Genomic DNA, 24340 nt, shown 5'->3' on the forward strand with positions numbered 1-24340 from the left:
GTTCACTCCACCTCGTCCTGCGTTGCCGCCCAGGTATTGCACGACGCGGTCGAGGCGCTGCGGTAGCCGGTTTCGACCCAGCGCCTGCTGTTCGTGCCGGTGCCGTGGGCCGGATCCTCCGCGACATCGGATTGGATATCGATCAGCTCGGCGGCCGCGCTCGGCGTCATCATGCCGCCGGATTGCGCCGCCGCCAACATCACCCCGGCCAGGCACTGGGCCTGTAGTTCGATGCGTCGGCTGAGTTCGAGTCCGACCGGTGACCGCTCGCCCGCGGTATCGATATCCCGGTCGGCCGTGCGCAGGATGCCGGTGGAGGACTGCAGATGGTGGCCGTATTCGTGCATCACCACGAACAGCAGGTAGTGCTCGAGCAGCGAGCCCCAGCCCTGATGGATCGGATCGTCGGCGGGCCAGTACACACTGCCGCCGCAGTAGAACGCGGCATCGGTCGGTCGGACCTGCTTCGAGCAGCCGGATATCACGCTATCCACTAGGACGAGCTCCAGCGGCGCGACGGACATACCGGCGGAACGCAGGGGCGAGTCCCAGACCGTGGCAAGGCAGTTCAGCGCGGTCTGCACGAATTGCCGCTGGCCGGCCGCGCTCATCTCGACCGGCGGCAGCTCACACTGCAGCGGTGCCAGCCGCAGATCGGCGTGCAGGGTATTGGCCGTGAGCGGGGGCTCCTGCGCCCACTCGACGACGAGATCGCTTCGCTCGTCGTCCACCGCGGATACCGGCGCGCATCCGGTGCCGAGCAGCGACACCAGCGTGACGATCGCGGCGAGGAACAGTGCCGCGTACGCGCTCGAGTGCTTCATCAGGTTCCCCCGTCCAGCCAACAAACGAGGGTTCCCCGTCCAGCGAGGCGCACTTTACCGGGAAGTTCCGGTGGCTTCTCGTCGAGCGTTGTCGATAATGAGTGAGGTCACGGAACCGGGCCGACGAATATTCGACATTGCCTCGAATTCGCTAGCTGAACCCTGTTGTCGGGTAGTTCCACGATGTTCCGGCCCGGCAGCGATTTGCTATGACCCGCACTACAGGCGGGTTGAGTGGCATCGCGCATGAACAGGGAAACTTTGTTCAGGATGCCGGAAATTCTCTGCCCATATGGGATGGTCTCAGCATGTCCGACGCAGCAATGATGGAGCAACCGATCAGGGAGCGGACCCTGTTCGGTCACCCCATCGGCTTGACCAACCTGTTCGGAGTCGAGCTCTGGGAACGCTTCTCGTTCTACGGGATGCTCACCATCCTCGGGTACTACCTCTATTACTCGACGACCGACGGTGGACTCGGTCTGCCGCAGAGCACCGGGGTCGGGATCGTCGGCGCCTACGGCGGGCTGGTGTATCTGTCCACGGTGCTCGGTGGGTGGGTCGCCGACCGGCTGATCGGCATGGAGCGCACCGTCTTCTACGGCGGCGTCGTGGTGATGGCCGGACATCTCGCGCTGGCGATCCTGCCGGGACTGACCGGTGTCGGGGTCGGGTTGGTCCTGGTCGCTCTCGGCAGCGGCGGACTGAAGGCCAATGCGTCCTCGCTGCTCGGCACCCTGTATCGGCGGGGTGATCCGCGCTTCGACGGCGGGTTCACGCTGTTCTATCTCGGCATCAACCTCGGCGCGTTCACCGGACCGCTGCTGACCGGTCTGCTGCAGCGGCATTGGGGCTTCCACTACGGCTTCGGCGCGGCCGCGGTCGGTATGGCGGTCGGGCTCACCCAGTACGTGGTGTTCCGGCGCAACCTCGGCACCGCGGGCCGACATGTGCCCAATCCGCTGCCGCGCGCCGCCGCTGGGCCGGTCGCCGGGATCGTGGCCGGTGCGGCCATCGTGATCGCGCTGGCACTGATCAGCGGGCTGGTGAATCTGGACAACCTCTCCGAGGTCACCACCGGTGTCATCATCGCGGCCGCGCTCGCCTACTTCGTGATCATGCTGACCAGCGCCAAGGTGACGCCGATCGAGCGCAGCCGGGTCCGCGCGTTCATTCCCCTGTTCGTCGCGAACGCGGTCTTCTGGTCGCTGTTCCAGCAGATCTTCACCGTGCTCGCGGTCTATTCCGACGAGCGGATGAACTGGCGCATCTTCGGCTGGACCGCGCCGTCGAACTGGGTCGGCTCGGCCGAGCCGGTATGGATCATCTGCCTGTCGCCGCTGTTCGCACTGATGTGGACCAAACTCGGCAACCGCGCGCCGAGCACACCGCGCAAATTCGCCCTCGGTGTCATCGGCATGGGCCTGGCGTTCTGGTTGTTCGTGCTGTTCTCGGGCAGCAGCGGAAAGTCCGTCCCGGCTATTGCGGTGCTGCTCATCATGGGTGCTTTCGCGGTTTCGGAGCTGCTGCTCTCACCGATCGGCCTCTCGGTGACCACCCAGCTGGCCCCCGAGGCGTTTCGCGCGCAGATGATGGCCCTGTACTTCTTCTCTGTTGGCATCGGCACGTCGATGTCCGGTACCTTGGCTCGGTTCTATGACGCGGAACACGAATTCGCTTACTTCGGTATCACCGGAGCGGTGGCGATCTGTGCCGGTTCGATCGTCGTCGCACTCACACCATGGGTGAGCCGACATATGGCCGGTGTGCACTGAATAAATCGGCGGAGAACCCGTCATTCGATAGCAAGGAGATAGTGTGGCGACCCCAGGAACTCGATGGGGCGGTCTGTTTCGCACCAAATCGGTCGAGCAGTCCATCCGGGACACCGACGAACCCGATTCGAAACTGCGCAAGGACCTGACCGCCTGGGACCTCACCATCTTCGGTGTCGCCGTGGTCGTCGGTGCTGGCATCTTCACGCTCACCGCGCGCACCGCGGGCAATGTGGCCGGACCCTCGGTCTCCCTCGCCTTCGTCTTCGCCGCCATCGCCTGCGGTTTGACCGCGCTGTGCTACGCCGAATTCGCCTCGACCGTGCCGGTCGCGGGCAGCGCGTACACCTTCTCCTATGCCACCTTCGGTGAACTCGTCGCCTGGATCATCGGCTGGGACCTGATCCTGGAGTTCGCGCTCGCGGTTTCAGTGGTCGCCAAGGGCTGGTCGCAATACCTCGGTGAGGTGATGGGGTCGCATTCGCCGATCCTGCATCTAGGGCCGATCGACTTCGACTGGGGTGCGGTACTACTCATCGCCGTGCTCGCGGTGCTGCTCGCGGTCGGCACCAAGGTGTCTTCGCGTGTTTCGGCGGTGGCCGTTGCCATCAAGCTGAGCGTTATCGCATTGGTGCTCGTGGTCGGCGCCACCTATTTCGACAAGTCGAATCTGACGCCATACATCCCGCCGTCGCAGCAGGGTGCGGAAGACGAGGGGCTGCGGCAGTCGCTGCTGTCCTACTTCACCGGCGCCGGGCACAGCACCTTCGGCTGGTACGGCCTGCTCGCCGCGGCCAGCCTGGTGTTCTTCGCGTTCATCGGCTTCGATGTGGTCGCGACCACCGCGGAGGAGACCAAGGATCCGCAGCGCGCACTGCCCCGCGGCATCCTCGGCTCACTGCTCATCGTCACCATTCTCTATGTCGCCGTATCCCTGATCCTCACCGGCATGGTGCCCTATACCGCACTGTCGGGCGATAAGGCAACGCTGGCAACGGCTTTCGCGCAGCACGGCGCCACCTGGACCAAGAACATCATCTCCGTCGGCGCGCTCGCCGGACTCACCACGGTCGTCATGGTGATGTTCCTCGGGCAGACCCGCGTGCTGTTCGCGATGTCGCGCGACGGGCTGCTGCCGCGCCGCCTCGCGCACACCGGTAAGAAGGGCACACCGGTCCGGCTCACCGTGCTCGTCGGGATTGTGTGCGCCCTGCTCGCCGGTTTCGTGGACTTCGGCACCCTCGAAGAGATGGTCAATATCGGCACCCTCTTCGCCTTCGTACTGGTCGCCATCGGCGTGCTGATCCTGCGCCGCACCCGCCCCGAACTCCCCCGCGGCTTCCGCGTTCCACTGGTCCCGCTGATCCCGATCCTCGGCGTCCTGGCATGCCTCTGGCTGATGCTCAACCTCTCGGTCGAGACCTGGCTGCGCTTCGTGGTCTGGATGGGACTGGGCCTGGTCGTCTACTTCGCCTATAGCCGCCGACACTCCGTCCTCGGCAACGCCGCGGAGCCGGACTCGGCCGACGGCCCGCCGGAGTCCACCCAGATCACCGCGCGAGAGTAGCTGCCTCCCAACAGAACTGCGCCCCGAGCGGCCGCAGCCCCATCCAACGATCCGCCCCGCCGCGAACACTCTGATGACACCGGATACGGACTTGCCTGCAGCGGGAATTCCGGTACGCCAGTACGAGTCGGTACGCTAGCCGGGCGCCCCTATAGCCCAATTGGCAGAGGCAGCAGACTTAAAATCTGCAAAGTGTCGGTTCGAGTCCGACTGGGGGCACGAGTGACTGCGGCACAGGACGAGCTCGGGAGGGGTTTCGGCTGTGCATTCGGGATTGCCGAGCCACTCTGCATCGACCGGTGCGTAGCGAGGCTTCCGTTCGGTAGTTGCCATCGCGTGCTCGAATGGTCGGGCCCGAGGTGGGCCAAGGCAGACTGGGCAACTCACACCCCGGCTCGGCGGCCACCCCAGCGACCGCCCTGGCGATCATGACGCAGGCGATGGGCGGATCCTGTCGCGGGATCGGCGCGTTGCCGATCGGACCGTCGATAGTGAGCTCGCTGTCGAGCCAGCGAATTGCGATCGTTCGGCTATTTCCAGTGCGGACCGCCACCGGCTCGCCCATGGGCGTAGACATGGATTTCGAAGCGCAAATTCACCGGCTTCTGGTGTCTTGCCGATCCTGCTGTAACAGGGTAACTTCAGCGGCCCAATACACGATCCAGTTAACTGTGAGCATTCTGTTGATCGAGAGATCCTATCGGCGGGTGGAGGCCCTGGATCTCCCGCGGGATTCGATGTCTGCCGGGTGTTGGAGTATTCGAAACAGGTCGCACAGTTGTTCGGGATTCCGAGGCTGACCGTGGGTGGTGGAACTGTCGGCGGCCTATCCTCACTGATCATGGTGATTATTAGCCAACTCATTGCTATTCTGTCAGTCTGAACTGCTCCTACGTGCTCACACAGCCTAGATGCCACGTTATAGCTACCTTGATGGCGCGGCACGTGTCTGCGCTGTATTTGCTGCTGGATGCCGAATCGTGCTCGAAACTGGTGACTTTAGTCCCTGTGATTGTGCTGCGGGCGACCTCACGATGGACGGATGGCCGAGACATCCGACCGGTTGGATCGCCGTGCACGCTCGGCGGAATCGGGTACCGATCGCCATGACGGTGCTCCCCGAGCGTGTGATCCGGTTGTCGTCACTGTGTTGCAAAGCTTCAACAAGCTGATATTGGCAACTGCACAGCAATATTTGAGCTTCTGCGATGAACGGTTCGGCGGAGGTCGAAATGGACCAATTGAAGAGCGGCATCGATGACAATTCGGACTCGTCATTCGTTCTTCCACTGACCGCTGCACAGCGAGGAATCTGGTTTGCCCAGCATCTCGCGGAGTCGTCGCCGATATCTGTGGCCCAATACGTCGAGATCGCAGGCGAGTTGGACACGGAATTGCTTGCCGAGGCCTGCAGAACCGCCGGTCGCGAGTTCGGTTCCGGACATCTGCGCCTGATCGAGGTCGACGGCGAGCCACGTCAGTTCGTCGACGAGGACCACGGCGGTCAGGTGTCGATCGTGGACTTGCGCGGGCACACCGAGCCGGTTGCGACTGCGCACAGACTTATGGTGCAGGATTATTCTGCTCCGCTGGACCTGCTGAACGACGACCTCATGACGAGCATTGTGTTCCAGGTCGGTGAGGGCCATTTCCTGTGGTACCAGCGCGCGCACCATATCGCGCTCGACGGATTTGCCGCGGTAACGATGCTGCACCGGATAACCGAGTTGTACAACGCTCGGGTGAGATCCGAGGACGCGGCGCCGTGCGTGGCGCAGGACCTGGCGGACGTCGTCCAGCAGGATCTGGCGTACCGAGGTTCCGAGCGTTTCGACAACGACCGCAAGTACTGGCTGGAGCACCTGGCAGGCGCGCCTCCCGTCGTCAGCCTGGCCGGTCGTGTGGGCAAGCCGACCATTCATCCGGCGCTGGTCAGCGCGGCGCTCCCCGACGACACCGCGCAGCTGCTGGAAAGCGTCGCGCTCGAGCACAGCACCAGCGTGACTCCGATCATCGTCGCGGCGTTCGCCGCTTATCTCGCGCGGATGACCGGAAGCGATGAAGTATTGCTGAGCCTGCCGGTTTCGGGCCGGCACTCTGCCGTGCTGCGCCGTTCCGGGGGCATGGTGGCAAATGTGGTCCCGCTGCGAGTACGGGTCGCCGGCCGAAACGTCGATGAACTGATCGCCGCTGTGCTCAGCGAGTTGACGAGTGCCCTTCGGCGGCAGCGCTACCGCCAAGAGGACATATTCCATGACATGGGGATTGCGCGCGATGAGGCGGCATCCTTCGGGCCGGCCCTGAACCTCATGATGATCGAGAACGAGGTTGTGCTCGGCGACACGACAGGCAGCCTGCACGTCCTCACTTCAGGCCCTACCGCCGACCTTTTCGTCAATATCTACCCGGGCGCAGGCAAGGACAGCACACAGATCGACTTCCAGGGCAATCCGAATGCCTACAGCCCGGAGGAACTCGCCGGTCACCACCGCCGGTTCCTCATGTTCCTGCATGAGTTCCTCGCCGGGGGGCAGGGCTGTCCGGTCAGCAGACTGCCGCTGCTCGAAGCGCAGGAACGTTCCGCGCTGCTGCCAGTGCGCGGGCCGAGCGGGGTCGAAACACGGCTGCTTCCGGAGATTCTGACCGAGAGCGCGCGCCGGAATCGCAGTGCGTGCGCGATCGCCTCGGCCGGGCAGACGATGACCTATGGCGAGCTGGACACCAGATCCTCCCAGCTGGCGCGGCATCTGATAGCTCTGGGTTGCGGGCCGGACACGGCAGTGGCGATCATGCTGCGCCGATCGGTCGAATCGGTCGTGGCGACGTGGGCGGTCGCGAAATGCGGTGCCGCCTTCGTGCAGCTGTCCCCCGAGTATCCGTCGAAGCGGATAGACCACGTGATCGCCGATAGCGGCGCAACCGTGGCGATCACGGTCGATGCCCTGCGCGGGCGGCTCCCGCACGAAATACACAGTGTGGTTCTCGACGCCCCCGCGCCCGGGTGGGAATCCGATACCGCGGGCGGACCGATTTCCGACGATGACCGTATTCACCCACTACGGCCGTCCAACGTCGCCTACATCACCTATACCTCCGGATCCACCGGAACGCCGAAAGGTGTCCAGGTCACCCACACCGGCCTCGCGAATCTGGTTGCCGACCGCGCCGCCACCTATGGCATCGACACGACATCCCGCGTGTCCTATGCCCTCTCGCCCAGTTTCGACGCCTCCCTGGAACAGTTTCTGACCTGCTTCGCGAACGGATCCACGCTGGTGATCGTGCCGCCCGAGGTGACCGGCGGTGAGCCGCTCACGCAACTGCTGGCCGACGAGCACGTGACCCACCTGACGCTGACGCCCACGATGCTGGCAACCATGGACCCGCGTCCGACGACCGATCTGCGGGTGGTCGTGGTCGGTGGCGACGTATGTCCGCCGCACGTCATCGAGCGGTGGACACATTCGTTGTCCATGTACAACGAATACGGTCCCACCGAAACCACCGTGACCGCCGTCGGCGCGATGCTGACACCCGGCCACGCCCACACGGTCGGTGGCCCGATTCGTGGCGTCTCGGCGATGGTGCTGGACCGAACGCTGCAGCCGGTGCCCAAGGGCACCGCCGGCGAGTTGTATCTCGCCGGGCCGGGATTGGCCCGTGGATACAGCCATCTGTCCGTCGAAACCGCCGCCCGGTTCGTCGCCGATCCCTACGGCGGCACCGGTGAGCGGATGTACCGCACCGGCGATATCGCGCGCTGGACCGGCGACAACGCCGAGATGACGCTGGAATTGCTGGGGCGCAGCGACTTCCAGGTCAAGATCCGCGGATACCGGATCGAACCGGGTGAAATCGACGCCGTGCTCACCACACACGAGGACGTGGACATTTCCGTCACGGTGCCGGTGCGGAACAACGCCGACACGACGGTGCTGGCGTCCTATGTCGTCCCGGTCAGCGGCCGTCGGATCGATCCGCTCGAACTCCACCGCTTCGCCCGCGATTCGCTGCCGCCGCATATGGTCCCGGCGGTGATCCTGTCGTTGGACAGCCTGCCGATGAACACCTTCGGCAAGCTCGATCGCAGCGCTTTGCCGAAGCCCGAATTCGGGACCGCGCCGGTCGGTCGGGCGCCGGCCACAGCCCGGGAAAAGACGGTCGCCAAGCTGTTCGCCGAGGTGCTCGGCGTGCCTCGGGTCGGAGCGGACGACAGCTTCTTCGCCCTCGGCGGTGACAGCATTCTGTCGATCCGGCTGGTGGCGCGGGCCAAGGCCGAGGGCCTGAGTTTCTCCACCCAGGATGTGTTCGTGCACAAGACCGTCGCGGGCCTGGCGGCCACGGCGACGGAAGCCCGCGATACCCCCGAGCTGGCCGAGTTGCCCGGTGCCGGCGTCGGGCCGATGCCGTTGTCGCCGATTATGCGCGCAATGCTCGATCGGGGTCATTGCGACCGATTTGCGCAGGCCGCGCTCGTGCAGCTGCCCGAGGGGGTTGATCGAGCGGGTCTCGTGCGCGCATTGGGGTCCCTGCTGGACCGCCACGATATGCTGCGCGCGGTACTGCGCGGCGATTCGGCTGATCGGTACGTCGAGGTACTCGATCGGGAAGCGGTCGACCCGGACACCGCGCTCGTCGATGTTCGGCTCGATCGAGGGGATGCCGCCGAAGTCGACCGGCACCTGCAGCAGGCCGCGGATCGGTTGAAACCGGGCAACGGCGTGCTCGTTCAGGCCGTCTGGATTCGGGATCGCAAGGGCTCGGAACCCGACCTGATGTGGCTGGTGATCCACCATCTGGCCGTCGACGCGGTGTCATGGCGCATCATCCTCGCCGACCTCGCGCAGGCCTGGTCGCAGATTTCCGATGGCGGCGAACCGCATTTCGGTCCGGTCACCACCTCGTTCCGGCGGTGGGTGCACGGCCTGGTCGAGGCGGCGCCGGGCCGGCGGTCGGCGGAGCTCGGCCGGTGGAAAGACGTACTGGAGCGAGGCGATCAGCTGCTCGGATCGCGTCGTCTGATTCCGGACCGTGACGTGCGGGCCACCGTGGGCCGGGTACATCAGCGCATCCCGGCAGCGGTTGCCGATGCGGTGCTCACCACCATTCCGGACCGCTTCCACTGCAGCGCCAACGATCCGCTGCTGGCGGCCCTGGTACTGGCACTCGGTGAGTGGCGGCGCAGGCGCGGTACGGCGGCGGCCGCCGGCGAGCTGATCTCGCTGGAGGGACACGGCCGCGAGGAGCGGGCCGTCCCCGGCGCCGATCTCAGCGCCACCGTGGGCTGGTTCACCACACGCTTCCCGGTCCGGATCGAATGCGGGAATATCGACCTCGATGATGCGCTGGCCGGCGGCACGAGTGCGGGACTGGCGATAAAGCAGGTGAAGGAGCAGTTGCGCGCGGTGCCCGGCAACGGCATCGGCTATCAGATGCTGCGTCACCTCGACGCACGGGGCAGCGCCGAGCTCGCGGACCTGCCCGAACCTCAGATCAGCTTCAACTACCTCGGGCGGGTGGGTGTTGGTGAACACTCGGGTCCCTGGGCACCCACCACCGAATTCCCCGCGCTGACCGCGACCAGCGATCCGGCGATGGCGCTGGCCGCCGTGCTCGACATCAATGCGATCGCCGAGGCAGGTCGCGACGGGCTCGAACTCGACGTGACCTGGGAGTTCGCCTCGCAGGTTTTGAGTGGTGCAGAGGTCGACGAGCTCGCCGGACTGTGGGTTCGCGCCCTGGGGGCGCTGGCCGATCACGTCCGATCCGACACCACCCCCGGCTTCACCCCATCCGACTTTCCGCTCGTCGCGGTAGCGCAGGACGATGTCGACAACTGGCTGCGGGAATACCCGTCGATGACCGATGTGTGGCCACTCACCGCCCTGCAGTCGGGGCTGCTGTTCCACACGATCTACGACCGGGACGGCGACGACGGCTACATCGTGCAGGCGGCGTTGACGTTCGCCGGGCAGGTGGATGGGGACCGGATGCGGCGGGCCGCGCAGGTGCTCATCGACCGGCACGACAGCCTGCGGACCGCATTCGTCGAAAGTGCCGATGGGCCACGTCAGATCGTATTGCGCGACATCAGGGTCGATTGGGGCGACTCGAGTGTCACCGACATCAGCGATGCCGGTCGGCAGACGCAAGCGCTTCGGCGACTCGCGGCGGCCGCCTCGGCTCCATTCGACCCGGCCCGCCCGCCGCTGGTGCGTTTCCACCTCGTGCGCACCGGCGTCGATAGGTTCCAGTTGCTGGTCACCAACCACCACCTCGTGCTGGACGGCTGGTCGATGCCCCTGCTGATCCACGAACTGCTCTCGCTGTACACATCCGATGGCGATACCGCCGAGCTCGCGCCCCCTCGTTCGTATCGAGAGTATCTGCGGTGGCTGCAGGTTCAGGATCGCGACGCCGCGACCGCCGCGTGGCGGGAGATGCTCGCCGGAATCGACAGTCCGACGCGGGTCACCAGCGGGTCCGATCGGACGGTTACCGCGGACGCCGGTGCAGTCGGCCTGGACCTCGACGCCGCGACCACCGCCGCGATCGTCGATCTGGGCCGCTCGCACGGCGTCACCGCCAACACGGCCCTGCAGGTGGCGTGGGCATTGCTGGTGGCCGTCCTGACCGGACGGTCGGACGTAGTGTTCGGCAATACGATCTCGCACCGCCCGCCGCAGATTCCGGATGTCGAGCGCATGGTCGGGCTCTTGGTCAACACGCTGCCCGTCCGAGTCCGGCTCCAACCCGACGAAACCGTCGGCGACCTGCTCGTCCGCGTGCAATCCGAACAGGCGGCGATGCTGGGCCACCAGCACATCGGCTTGGCGGAGCTGCAACGGGCCATCGGTATCACCGATATGTTCGACACCGCGACGGTGCTCGAGTCCTATCCGCTCGACCGGGAACTGTTGGCGCGCAATCTCTCCGACGCCGGATTGCGGTTCGTCGAGATCGACGCACACGATGCCACGCCGTATCCGCTGAGTTTGCAGGTGACCCCGCCGCGGTCGAGTCGCGACCGGCGACCGGACGCCGACGAGCCCGGCACCTACACGGTGACGCTGAAATTCGCCACCGACCGATTCGATTCGGACACTGCCCGCACGCTGCTCGAACGATTCGAGCTGCTGCTCACGCAGATCGTCACGGATCCCGCCCGGCCGGTCGCCGCGATCTCGTCCTGCTGGGATTCCGAACGCGCGGAACTACTGTCGGTCGGCGGCGCGGAGCCGGCCGCGGAACTCGTACTGCGCGACATCCTGTGGGGCACCGCACGCGGGTATCCGGATGCCGTGGCCGTCCGGTGTGGTGACATCACGTGGACCTATCGTGAGCTGGAGCGTCGCGCCGACGGGTTCGCTCGACTGCTGGTCGGCCACGGTGCTCGCGCCGAGTCGATCGTCGCATTGGCGGTGCCCCGTTCGGCCGAACTGGTCGTCGCGATCTGGGCGGTGGCGAAGACGGGTGCCGCCTTCCTGCCGTTGGATCCCGCCAATCCCGCCGCGCGGATCGCGGAGTTGTTGTCCGACTCGCGGACCGGTCTGGGCGTGACGACCAGCGCTGTGGCACCGCGGCTTCCGGATACCGTCGACTGGTTGGTCCTGGACGCTTCGGAGTCCGACGCTCCGGAGGGGCTACGTAGTCTGTCCGATGTCCCGACCGGCGCCGACCGGCTCTCGGCGGACAATGCGGCATACGTGATCTATACGTCCGGATCGACCGGCAAACCAAAGGCGGTCCACCTCAGCCATCGAGGTCTGGCCGATCTGGTCGCGGCGCAAGTCGACGCGTTCGGTGTGGGTACGGATTCGGTGGTATTGCAGGTCGCTTCACCGGGATTCGACGCCTGCTTGTCGGAGTTGCTGATGGCGCACGGCAGTGGCGCCTGTCTCGTGGTGGCGCCACCGGAGGTGTACGCCGGGGCCGACCTCGAGGAATTGCTTCGGGCGCAGCAGGTTTCGCACGCGATCATCACCCCGTCCGTGCTGAACACCCTGGATCCGTCCCGGACGCCGTCGTTGACATCGCTCGCGGTCGTCGGCGAAGCGACCGGGCCGGACACCGTGAACCGGTGGGGCCGTGGGCGACGGCTCATGAATCATTACGGACCGACCGAGTGCACGATCTGGGCGACGGGGTCGGATGCCCTGGTACCCGGCGAGCCGGTGACGATCGGTGGCCCGATCCGAGGCGCGTCCGCGATGGTTCTCGACACATGGCTGCGACCGGTGCCGATCGGTGTCGCGGGCGAACTCTATATCGGTGGGCCCGGACTTGCCCGCGGGTACGTCGATCGACCGGGCGTGACCGCGTCGCGCTTGGTCGCGGATCCGCGATCCACCCGCGGCGAGCGGATCTACCGCACCGGCGATTCCGTGCGCTGGGTGCGCGGACGCGCCGGGTTGGCCCTGGAATACTTGGGTCGCTGCGATCAGCAGGTCAAGATTCACGGCTTGCGGATCGAGCCGGGGGAGATCGATGCCCACATCACCCGACACCCGGACGTGGCGAGCGTTGCCACCGTTGCGATGCAAGGGCCTGCCGGCGAACCGGTTCTGGTGTCCTATGTCGTCTCCGCACCGGGCGCTGCCGTGGATGTGGCGGCACTCGGCGACGACCTCGCGGTCAGGCTACCCCGCTACATGAATCCCGCGGCGATCGTGCGGCTCGAGGAGATGCCGCGCACGCCGACGGGAAAGATCGATCGGAAAGCATTGCAGCGGCGCGCCTTCGAATCCGACGCCGCAGCCGGCAGACCGCCGTCGACGCAGCTGGAGCAGGTCGTGGCGAAGCTCTTCGCCGATGTGCTCCATATCGACACCGTATCCGCCGATAGCAACTTCTTCGCGCTCGGCGGGGACAGCATCGTCTCGATGCGGCTGGTGGCGCTGGCCAGATCCGCCGGGCTCACGCTCACACCGCGAGATGTATTCGAAGGCAAGACAGTTGCCGCCCTCGCCGCCATGGCGGGCGGCAATGCGCCTCCCGCGACAGTCGAGGAACCCCGTCGACTACCGACAGCGGATCGCACCTCGGATTCTCCGCTCGTCGCGCTCACGCAACAGGACATCGATCGGCTGGAGCGGCAGTACCGCGGCCTGTCCGACGTATGGCCGTTGTCGCCCACGCAATCCGGGATGCACTTCCACTCGACGTTCGACCCGGATGCCGGGGACAACTACACCGTCCAGACGATGATCGGATTTTCCGGCGCGGTCGACAGTGAGCGCCTACGACGTGCCGCTCAGGCCGTGGTCGACCGGCACGATATCTTGCGGGCCGCCTTTGTGCAGACGTCGACCGGACCGTGCCAGATCGTGCTGGACCATGCCGAGATCCCGTTCCGGGAGATCGATCTCGCCGGTGGTGGCGATGCGGAATCTCCGGCCGACCCGGAAGCGATTGCCGCAGCGGACGCGGCGGCGGGGTTCGACCTGTCGGCGCCTCCGCTCCTGCGCTTCACGCTGATCCGTCTCGATGCGCGGTCCTTCCGGTTGCTCGTCACGAATCACCATGTGATCCTGGATGGCTGGTCGATGCCGCTGCTGATGCGAGAACTGCTCGACTACTACGGATCTCCCGCACACATCGACTCCGCCGGACCTGCTCCCTCCTACCGCGACTATCTGTCCTGGCTGGGTCGGCAGGACAGTCCCGCATCCAAAGCGGCATGGGCGCAAGCCTTTTCGGATGTCGACGCACCCACCCGGGTTTCCCGCGCCGCTGGCGCAGCGGGCTCGGTATCCGCCGCCGAGGTCGTGGCCGAGCTGCTCACGGATCATTTCGGCGAACTCCGTCGAGTGGCGGCGGAGTCCGCCGTCACCATCAACACCGCGGTCGCCGCGGCCTGGGCCCTGAATCTGCGTCTGCTGACCGGGGAGACCGATGTGATCTTCGGCTCCTCGGTGTCGGGCCGGCCCCCGGAGTTGCCGCTGGTCGATCAGACGCTCGGCATGTTCCTGAATACGATTCCCGTGCGAGTCCCGCTCGACCCCACGATGACGGTCCGCGAGTTGCTGACCGGCATTCAGGCGCGGCACGCCCGCATGCTGGAGCATCACCATATCGGCCTACCCGAGATTCACCGCAGCGTCGGCCTGTCCGAACTCTTCGACACCGCCATCACTTTCCAGTCGTTCCCCGTCGACCGGATGGCATTGCAGCAACTCGTCGATTCGGCGGGTCTGCGGGTGGACGAACTCAGCGGTGTCGACGCGACGCCGTACCCGCTGAGCCTGGCCGTGGAACCGAAGCAGTCCGAGGACGGCGAGGCACAGGGATTGCGGATCACCCTCCGATTCCACGACCAGGTATTCGACACCGCGTCGGCGCGCCGCATCCTCGACCGCTTCGTCGAGTTGCTGTGCCGCATCGCCGCGAACGCCGACGTGCGGCTGGTCGAGCTGGCGCTCGACGAGGAACCGGGGCCGGCGTGGCCGGTTTCGGGTGCGCGAGCCGCGATCCCGGACACGTTGGACCGGATACTCGCCGCTTCCGCTCATACCGAACCCGATGCGATCGCCGTGCGGTGCGGTACGGCCGCCATGACCTACCGGCAGCTCGACGAGCGATCCGCTCGGCTGGCTCGGGTCCTGCTGCGGCACGGCGCCCGGCCGGGACAGGTCGTCGCCTCCGTGCTTCCGCGATCCCTGGCGGCGACGGTCACCGTATGGGCCGTGGCGAAGACCGGTGCCGCATTCCTGCCGATCGATCCGACCCTGCCATCGGAGCGGATCGAATTTCTGCTGTCGGATTCGGACACCGTGCTCGGGCTGACCGACACGTCCACCTGGAAGCATCTTCCCGACGGCGTCGACTGGCTGGTCCTCGACCAGGAGCGGACGCTCGGCGCCGTGGACTCGGTTCCCGCCACGCCGATCACCGATGCCGAACGCGGCGGACCGATTCGGCGGGATCAGACCGCGTACGTCAGCTACACCTCCGGGTCGACCGGAACGCCCAAGGGCGTACTCGTCAGCCATCGGGGCTTGGCCGATCTCGTCGCGGCACAGCGGCGAGTACTCGATGTCGACCTGATGTCGGTGGTGTTGCAGGTCGCCTCGCCCAGCTTCGACGCCTCGGTGTTCGAGTTGTTGATGGCGCACGGCTCGGGCGGTCGACTGGTCGTATCGCCGGCCGATGTCTACGCCGGACCCGAGTTGGCGGATCTGATCGGGCGCGAACGTATTTCGCATGCCGTAGTGACCCCCTCGGCGCTGGCGACAGTTCCGTGCGACGGTCTCGATGGGCTGCGCGTGCTGGCAACAGCCGGTGAGCCGGTCGGGCCGGAACTGGTCGATCGGTGGGCGCCGGATCGCACCATGGTCAATCTGTACGGGCCGAGCGAAAGCACTATCTGGGCTACCGCCAGTGATGCACTGGCTTCCGGTGTCGCGATCACGATCGGCAGGCCGGTCGGCCCCGTCGCGGCCGCCGTCCTGGATACCTGGTTGCGTCCCGTGCCAGACGGTGTCGCGGGTGAGCTGTACCTGTTCGGTGCCGGCCTGGCCGATGGGTACGTCGCCAGGACGGCGTTGACCGCGGCGCGGTTCGTCGCCTGCCCGTTCGGGGAGCCGGGGCGGCGCATGTACCGCACCGGTGACGTGGTGCGCCGCAGCGCCGATGGCGCGATGGAGTTCTTGGGGCGCAACGATTTTCAGGTGAAGGTGCGTGGCACCAGGATCGAGCTGGGGGAGATCGACGCGGTGCTGGGTGCGCGGGCGGATGTGGCATATGCGGTCACGGTGCCGCGCCGCGATGACGGGCGACCGGTGCTGCTCGTCTCCTATGTCGTGCCCGCGACCGGGACGGAGGTATCGGGCGAGGAGTTGCGTGCGGCGCTGACCGAGGCGCTGCCCCGGTACATGGTGCCGTCCGCGGTGATGGTGCTGGACGAGGTGCCGCTGACCGCCAACGGGAAGCTGGATCGCGAGCGGTTGCCCGAACCGGTTGCCGTCGCGCGCGAATTCCGGGCGCCCTCGCCCGGGTTGGAAGAGTTGGTCGCGCGGACATTCGAGCAGGTGCTCCATGTGGACCGGGTGGGAGTCGACGACGACTTCTTCGCGCTGGGCGGTGATTCGCTGAGCGCCGCGCTGGCGGTGGCGCGCATAGGCGCGGCCCTGAACGTGCGAGTGCCGGTGCGGTCGGTATTCGAGGCGCCGACCGTCGGCGGATTGGCCGCGCGCGCAGCGACACTCAACGGTGGGGGCCGGGTGCCCCTGCTGCCGGGAGTGCACCCCGACCCCGTACCGCTGTCGCTGGCACAGCAGCGGATGTGGTTCCTGAACCGGTTCGAGCCGGACTCTGCGGCATACAACATTCCGGTGATGCTGCGGTTGTCGGGACGGCTGGACACCGAGGCGCTGGCGGCCGCGCTCGCCGATGTGGTCGGACGACACGAGGTATTGCGGACGATATATCCGGAAACCTCCGGCGAGCCGCGGCAGGTCGTTCTCGACGAGCCCGCGGTGCCGGTGCAGCCGGTGCGGGTGCCGGCGGATTCGGTCCCGGATGTGGTGGGCGAGTTCGTGCGGCGCGGATTCGATGTGACCGCCGAGGTGCCGCTGCGAGTGGGATTGTTCGAGCTCGACAGCGACACAGGAGAATTCCTGCTGGTGCTGGTCGTCCATCACATCGCCGGCGATGGTCAGTCGATGGGGCCACTGGCTCGTGACGTGATGGCGGCCTATGTCGCGCGACTGGCCGGACACGCGCCGCAATGGGAGCCGCTCGATGTGCAGTACGCGGATTTCGCGTGGTGGCAGCGGCAGATGCTGGGGGCCGCGGACGATCCGGCATCGTTGCTGTCCACGCAGCTGGAGTTCTGGCGCTCGACGCTCGCGGGCGCGCCGGACCGGCTGGAACTGCCGGGCGATCGACCGCGCCCGGCCGTCGCCTCGATGTCGGGCGGCCGGGTGCCGGTGCAGATCGGCGTGAGGCTGCACGAGCGGCTGCTCACGCTGGCACGGTCGCGGGGGTCGTCGCTGTTCATGGTGATTCATGCGGCGCTGGCAACGGTATTGGGGCGGCTCAGTGGCAGCGATGACGTAGTGATCGGCACCCCGGTCGCGGGGCGCGGCGAGCCCGGTCTGGACGATCTGGTGGGGATGTTCGTCAACACCCTCGCATTGCGTACCCGGGTGGATACGGGCGAGCCGTTCGCCGAGTTGCTGATGCGCACCCGGGAGACGGACCTGCTGGCGTTCGAGCACGCGGACGTGCCGTTCGAGCGGGTCGTGGAGGAGTTGAACCCGGAGCGGTCGGCGGCGCGGCATCCGTTGTTCCAGGTCGCCTTGGCGTTCCAGAATGTGTCGACGGTCGATGTGGCGCTGCCCGACGTCCGGGTTGCCCGGGCGGATGTGGATACCGGGGCGAGCCAGTTCGACCTGCAACTGGTGCTGTCCGATTCATCCGGCAATGCCGGTGTGTCGCAAGGCATCTCGGGAATAATGACCTATGCGCGGGATCTGTTCGACGAGGCGACCGCGGCGGGAATTGTCCGACGGCTGGTGCGGGTACTGGAAGCCGTCGCCGACGATCCTGCCGTCGTGGTCGGGGATATCGACTGGCTGGAAGCCGACGAGCGCTCGGCGCTCATCTCGCGAGTGGGCACACGCACCGTGGCGGCGCTGGAGCCGTCCGGATTGCTGCCGGAGGTGTTCGCCTCGGCTGTCCGCGACAACGGCGACGGTATCGCCGTTGTCGCGGGGGATGCCATCTTGTCGTATGCACAGCTGGACGAAAGATCGAGCCGGCTGGCGAGACTACTGATCCGCCGTGGTGCCGGACCGGAGAATGCGGTGCTGGTCGCGGCGGCGCGGTCGATGGAGTCCGTCGTCGCGTGGTGGGCGGTGGTGAAGTCGGGTGCGGCATACGTGCCGGTGGACCCCGGCTATCCCGCGGGCCGGATCGAGCAGATGGTGTCGGATTCCGATGCGACGCTGGGGATTACGGTGTCGTCGTCGCGTGCCCAGGTGCCCGATTCGGTGGACTGGATCGTGCTCGACGACCCGGCCGTCGCCGCGCAGATCGACGCGTCGGCGAGCGGCCCGGTCGGCGATGACGAGCGGCCGCGGCCGCTGCGGGCCTCGGATGTCGCCTACGTGGTCTTCACCTCCGGATCCACCGGGGTGCCGAAGGGCGTCGCCATTACCCATTCCGGCATTGCCGACTTCGTCTCGGGGTGGCGCGCCGACCGCGAGCTGCGGCGCATGTCCAGGGTGTTGCATTTCGCCTCGCCGTCGTTCGACGCCGCACTGATGGAGATCCTGATCGCGGTCAGCGGGGCCGGCGCACTGGTCGTGGCGCCGACGGGCATCTACGGCGGCGGTGAGCTGGCCGAGTTCCTGCGCGTGCGGCGGGTCACCCATGCCTTCATGACCCCGGCGGCGCTCGCGTCGGTGGATCCGGCCGGGCTGGACGATTTGCGGCTGGTGATGTCCGGTGGTGAGGAGGTCCCGGCGGATCTGGTGAGCCGATGGGCGGGCACCGACATTGCCCGCGCCCGGAAGTTCCAGGTGCTGTACGGGCCGACCGAGGCGACGATTGTCGCCACGGCGACGGGTGCGCTGCAACCGGATGACCGGCCGACGATCGGTGCCCCGGTCCCCGGAATGCAGGCGCTGGTCCTGGATACCCGGCTGCGGCCGGTGCCGGTGGGGGTGGCCGGAGAGCTGTATCTGGCGGGGCCGGCGCTGGCGCGCGGATATCTGAACAAGGCCGCTACCAATGCGGCGTGGTTCGTCGCGCATCCGTTCGGGGAACCGGGACGCCGCATGTACCGCACCGGTGATGTGGTGCGCTGGAATCCCGACGGTGCCCTGGAGTTCTTGGGGCGCAACGATTTCCAGGTGAAGATCCGTGGCTACCGGGTCGAGCTGGGCGAGATCGACGCGGTGTTGAGCGCGCGGGCGGAGGTGGCATACGCGGTCACGATGCCATGGCGTGCGGGCACGGGTCCGGCGCAGTTGGTGTCCTATGTGGTGCCCGAAAACAAGGCGAGTCTGTCCGGCGAACAGTTGCGGGCCGCGTTGGCCGAGGCGTTGCCGTCATACCTGGTGCCTGCCGCGGTAATGATCCTCGACAGCATCCCCCTGTTGCCGAATGGCAAGCTCGACCGCGCGGCCCTGCCCGCACCCGTCGTCCAGGCCAAGCGATTCCGGGCCCCGGCGTCGCCGGTGGAGGAAATAGTGGCCGGCGTATTCGCCGACCTCCTCGACATCGACGGTCCCGTAGGCGCCGACGACGACTTCTTCGAACTCGGTGGCAACAGCCTGGTGGCCACCCGCGTAGCCGCGCGGATCGGCGCGGCGCTCGACGCGACCATCCCGGCGTCGATGATCTTCGAGGCGCCGACGGTCGCGAGGTTGGCCGCGCGCGCCGAATCGCAGGCCGACACCGGTCGGGTGGCGCTCACGGCACAGCCACGGCCGCAGCGAATTCCCCTGTCGTTCGCACAGCAGCGAATGTGGTTCCTGAACCGGCTCGAGCCCGACTCGGCCGCCTACAGCATTCCGATCGTGCTGCGGCTATCCGGAAAGCTGAATCTCGACGCGCTGCGCGCGGCCTTCGAGGATGTGCTGAACCGGCACGAGGTACTGCGAACCGTCTATCCGTATGCCGAGGGCGAGCCGGCACAGGTTGTCCTTCCGGTCGCCGAGGCAATGGCGCCGATAGTGGCGACCTCGGTCACGGAATCGGAACTGGCCGAAACGTTGTCGGCGTTCGTCTCGACGGTGTTCGACGTGACGGTCGAGGCGCCGGTGCGGATACGGTTGTTCGAACTCGGGCCGAACGAGTGGGTCCTGGCCGCGGTCGTGCACCACATTTCCTGCGACGGCTCGTCGCTCGGCCCGCTGGCACGGGACATGATGGCCGCGTACACAGCGCACCTGCTCGGGGAGACACCGAGCTGGCCGCTGCTGCCGGTGCAGTACGCCGACTTCGCGATCTGGCAGCGGACCGTGCTGGGAACCGAAGACGATCCGGAATCGCTGCTCCGCGCTCAGATCGACTACTGGACACGCGAATTGGCGGAGCTCCCGGCTTTGCTGGAGCTGCCGACCGACCGACCGCGTCCGCCCGTGCAGAGCTATGCGGGCGCGAGCATACCGATAACCGTCGATGCCGATCTGCACGCGGGATTGCAGCGGGTCGCGCGAGCACACAACACGACGCTGTTCATGGTCTTCCACGCTGCGCTGGCGGCCACGCTGGCCCGGCTGGCCGATACGGACGATATAGCGATCGGCACACCATATGCGGGACGCGGCCAACCCGAACTCGACGATCTGGTCGGGATGTTCGTCAACACGCTGGTGCTGCGGACCAGGTTGACCCCGGGAATGACCTTCACACAGCTGCTGGAGCAGGTGCGCGGGACCGATCTGGCCGCGTTCGGACATGCGGATGTTCCGTTCGAGCGGCTGGTGCAGGAGATGAATCCGGTGCGGTCGCAGGCACACCATCCACTGTTCCAGGTGATGTTGGCATTCCAGAACGTCGGCGGGGCCGAGTTCGAACTTCCGGAGCTCTCGGCGTCGGCTGTGACGGCCGACACCGACACCGCGCTGTTCGATCTGCAGCTCGCGGTGTCGGATTCCTACGACTCCACCGGTGCCGCGGCCGGCATCAGCGGCGGGTTGACCTACGCGAGCGACCTCTTCGACGCGACGACGGTGACCACGATCGGCGATCGTCTGCTGCGGTTGCTCGGCGCACTGGTGACCGATGCGGCACAGCCGGTGCACGAGGTGGATCTGCTGGCCGCCGATGAACGGGAAGCGGTTCTGACGCAGTGGAATTCGACCGATCAGATGCTCCCTACCGGCGAGACGCTCACCTCGGTCTTCGCCCACTCCGTGCAGTCGTGTGCGGACCGGACCGCGCTGATATTCGGCGAACAGTCGCTGACCTATGCGGAATTCGCGTCTCGCGTTTATCGGTTGGCGCGGTGGTTGATCTCCCGCGGAGTGGGTCCGGAGTCGTTGGTGGCGCTGCGGATGCGGCGTTCAGTGGACCAGGTCACCGCCATGTACGCGGTGCACGCCGCCGGCGGTGGGTACGTGCCGGTCGATCCGGACCTGCCGGCCGACCGCATCGCGTACATGCTGTCGATCGCCGCACCGGTGCTGGAGCTGTCGTCCCTCGACGGGCTCGAGCTGTCCGGATTCGATGACGCGCCGGTCACCGACGCCGACCGGCTCGCACCGCTGCGACCGCACAACGTCGCATACGTGCTGTTCACTTCGGGGTCGACGGGTCGACCGAAAGGTGTTGCGGTATCGCATTATTCGGTGATCAACCAGTTGCGGTGGGTCATCGAGACCTACTCGATGACGTCGAATGACGTGGTGCTGCTGAAGTCCCCGGCCACGTTCGATATGTCGGTGTGGGAGCTGTTCGCGACACTGGCGGTGGGCGCGCGGCTGGTGATCGTGCGGGCCGACGGGCATACCGACCCGGCCCATCTCGCCGAAACCATTGCCACCCAGCGGGTCACGATCACCGCGTTCGTGCCGTCGATGCTGGCGGTATTCGCGGACGCGGCGCCCGCGGAGTCGCTGGCGTCGGTGCGGACGTTCCTGGTCGGCGGTGAGGCCTTCGGTCCCGACGTGGTGGCCGCGGTGCGGCGACTGGTGCCCGGGGTCGAGTTGCACAATCTGTACGGGCCGACCGAGTTCACCGTGTGCGCGGCCGCACACCGGGTGACCGAAGCCGACACCGGGAACATGCCGATGGGCACGCCGGTATGGAACACGCGAGCCTACGTACTCGACAACCGGTTACATCCGGTGCCGCCCGGTGTCGCCGGCGAGTTGTACTTGGGGGGCACCCAACTCGCACGCGGCTATCGGTCACGTCCGGGCCTCACCGCGGAACGGTTCGTGCCCGACCCCTACGGCGACGGCCTGCGCCTGTACCGCACCGGCGACTTGGTGCGCTGGCGCCACACCGGCGAATTGGAATACCTGGGCCGCACCGATCTCCAGGTGAAGCTGCGCGGCCTGCGTATCGAACTCGGTGAAATCGAGGCGGTACTCGCCGAGCACCCCAGCATTGCCCGGGCGATCGCTGTGGTGCGCTCCACCGGTGCGGTGGACCACCTGGTCGGCTACCTCGTGCCTGCCGCGGGCGCCACGGTCGACACCGCGGCGGTCTCGGCACACGCGGCGACCAAACTGCCCGACTACATGGTGCCCACCACGATGATGGTGCTCGACACCGTGCCCCTCACCGCGTCGGGCAAGCTGGACCGCACGCGGCTGCCGGAGGCGGTACTCGCGGTCGGGGAGTTCAGGGCGCCCTCGTCGTGGCTGGAAGGGGAGGTCGCACGGGCCTTCGGAGCGGTACTCGGTGTGGATCGGGTCGGCGTCGATGACGACTTCTACGCATTGGGTGGTAACTCGCTGAAGTCGGTGCAGGTGGTGAGCGAGTTGCGCAAGGAACTCGACTACGAGATTCCGATCAGCTGGATGCTGTCGGATCATTGTCCGGCCGACCTGGCAAAGCGGATCGAATCCGGAATGCGCTCGGGTCCCGCCGTCGACCGGACCGATGACGGCTTCGACGTGCTGCTACCGATCCGGACCGGCGGTGAGCTACCGCCACTGTTCTGTATCCACCCGGCGGTGGGCCTGTCGTGGTGTTACCGCACACTCGACCGATACCTGTCCGACGGTCGACCGATCTACGGCCTGCAGGCGCCACAGATCGGCGGCGAGATCCCCGGTCCGACGTCGATCGAAGAAATGGCCGAACGCTACTTCGACGAGATTCGCGCGGTTCAGCCACACGGCCCCTATCACCTCCTCGGCTGGTCGCTGGGCGGTGTCATCGCCCATGCCATCGCCGTCCAGATGCGCGCCGCCGGTGCAGAGGTTGCGCTACTGGCGCTGTTGGACGCCGAAGTAGACGGTGTCGATGAGGCGACGCTGCGCGCCGTCACGGCCGGAGAACTGATCAGCAATCTCGGCCCGGTCATGGGTGTCGACTTCGTGAACCCCGATGCGACCGCCGAGGAGGCCGCCGAACTGATCGAGCGGCACCTGGGCGGCAGCTTCGGTATCGACGCCGCACGGATCGAGCGCCTGACCGACGCCTACAACCTGGCGATCCTGGCGGCCAGTGAGTGGCGGCCCGCGGTCTTGGACAGCGACGTGCTCTACTTCGCCGCGGCGCGGGAAAGGCGATCCGATGCCGCGGGTCACGAGGGATGGGCGCGGGTGGTCCGCGGGCAGATGTCGATCTTCGACATCGACGCGAGCCATCTCGCAATGACCGAACCCGGTGCGATCGCCCAGATCGCCCGGATTCTCAATGCCCGACTGGATCGATGACGGGGGCTATCTCGCCGAGGTCGTGGGCGCCGGATCCATCGGTTCGGCCGTCCGCTTACGGGAGGGGCGTGGTAATGCCCACTACCGCCCCGACCGACGCCCCGAGTGCGCCACCGAGCACGGCGGCGGGTCCGGCAATGGCAGCGGCACCGACGGCCGCGCCGAGCAGCGGGCCGGCAACCAAGCCGGTCGGCATGAACGGGATACCGGCAACGAACCCGGCGGCCGCGCCGACCGCGCCGGCGGCTACCGCGACGGGCGCGGACATCCCCGCGGCGAGGCCCGCACCGATTGCCGCACCGACGCCCGCGTCCACGGCGGTGATGGAGCATCGGCGGGGATCTACGGGGAACTGCACGCAGAACGCCTGGATCGCATCCTGATCCACGGCCGACGGCGCCTCCGGCGCGTCCACCGTCCCGACCAGGATCCGTCGGTAGGCGGCGAGCGGATTCGCTGGGCCGACAGTTCGATCGGCGCGGTGCGTGTCGACCGGCGACTGGCCGAGTAGCGCGAGAAGGGTCGGCGACGGGGAAGGGCTGTGCCCCTGCTCATGGCGCGTCAGCGATAGCCAGTCCGCTGTCGCCGACGGCATGGCAGGTGCCTGTGCGGTGTCATCCGGGGCTGGGTTGGCTACTCCGGTGCCGAGGAAAACCGCAAGCGGCAACATGCTCGCAATCAATAGTGGACGTGATCGGCGCCAACGAACGGCTTCCGGCATTCCGCACCTCCTGGACGTCTACCTCTCGAGTATTTGTCGCACGTTGCGGCGCCTCAGTGTAAGCGGCCGGCGCGGCCGTAGCGGGGAGAACTGTCGAATCCCGTGTA

6 protein-coding genes and 1 tRNA gene are annotated in these 24340 nt (G+C 66.8%); 5 read left to right on the forward strand and 2 right to left on the reverse strand.

All coding sequences use genetic code 11. The features are described 5' to 3' along the window. Positions 1–2: 2 nt before the first annotated feature. Positions 3–824 carry a neutral zinc metallopeptidase gene (locus ACQP2D_RS06315; protein ID WP_433682770.1) on the reverse strand — a complete coding sequence of 274 codons (822 nt, stop codon included), beginning with the start codon at positions 822–824 and terminating at the stop codon, positions 3–5. A 308-nt stretch (positions 825–1132) separates the two neighbouring features. Here ACQP2D_RS06315 and ACQP2D_RS06320 point away from each other — a divergent pair, with 308 nt between their 5' ends. The 5 genes from ACQP2D_RS06320 to ACQP2D_RS06340 all read left to right on the forward strand — a co-directional run bounded on the left by ACQP2D_RS06320 (position 1133) and on the right by ACQP2D_RS06340 (position 23512). Next, positions 1133–2599 carry a peptide MFS transporter gene (locus ACQP2D_RS06320; protein ID WP_433682771.1) on the forward strand — a complete coding sequence of 489 codons (1467 nt, stop codon included), beginning with the start codon at positions 1133–1135 and terminating at the stop codon, positions 2597–2599. 43 nt (positions 2600–2642) lie between these two features. Beyond that, complete coding sequence (locus tag ACQP2D_RS06325) at positions 2643–4166, forward strand: amino acid permease (protein WP_433682772.1); 1524 nt, start codon at positions 2643–2645, stop codon at positions 4164–4166. Positions 4167–4311: 145 nt separating this feature from the next. Then, positions 4312–4385: transfer RNA gene (locus ACQP2D_RS06330), tRNA-Leu, on the forward strand. A gap of 823 nt (positions 4386–5208) precedes the next feature. After that, the gene (locus ACQP2D_RS06335) at positions 5209–5427 is read left to right on the forward strand and encodes a hypothetical protein (protein WP_433682773.1); all 219 of its coding nucleotides are present in this window, start codon (positions 5209–5211) and stop codon (positions 5425–5427) included. Continuing rightward, a complete protein-coding gene (locus ACQP2D_RS06340; protein WP_433682774.1) occupies positions 5399–23512 on the forward strand; it encodes an amino acid adenylation domain-containing protein in 18114 nt (6037 codons plus the stop codon). The genes ACQP2D_RS06335 and ACQP2D_RS06340 overlap by 29 nt, the downstream gene beginning before the upstream one ends. Before the next feature lie 55 nt (positions 23513–23567). On the opposite strand, the gene ACQP2D_RS06345 is transcribed toward ACQP2D_RS06340, so the two are convergent. Next, the gene (locus ACQP2D_RS06345; RefSeq protein ID WP_433682775.1) at positions 23568–24182 is read right to left on the reverse strand and encodes a hypothetical protein; all 615 of its coding nucleotides are present in this window, start codon (positions 24180–24182) and stop codon (positions 23568–23570) included. Positions 24183–24340 lie beyond the last annotated feature (158 nt).

It is taken from the genome of Nocardia sp. CA-119907 (assembly GCF_050955995.1).
Classification (GTDB): Bacteria; Actinomycetota; Actinomycetes; order Mycobacteriales; family Mycobacteriaceae; genus Nocardia.

What these genes read in the sequence shown, in the direction of transcription:
- ACQP2D_RS06345 (WP_433682775.1), bottom strand. Translation starts at nt 24,182, where the DNA reads ATGTTGCCGCTTGCGGTTTTCCTCGGCACCGGAGTAGCCAACCCAGCC.
- ACQP2D_RS06340 (WP_433682774.1), top strand. Translation starts at nt 5,399, where the DNA reads ATGGACCAATTGAAGAGCGGCATCGATGACAATTCGGACTCGTCATTC.
- ACQP2D_RS06315 (WP_433682770.1), bottom strand. Translation starts at nt 824, where the DNA reads ATGAAGCACTCGAGCGCGTACGCGGCACTGTTCCTCGCCGCGATCGTC.
- ACQP2D_RS06320 (WP_433682771.1), top strand. Translation starts at nt 1,133, where the DNA reads ATGTCCGACGCAGCAATGATGGAGCAACCGATCAGGGAGCGGACCCTG.
- ACQP2D_RS06335 (WP_433682773.1), top strand. Translation starts at nt 5,209, where the DNA reads ATGGCCGAGACATCCGACCGGTTGGATCGCCGTGCACGCTCGGCGGAA.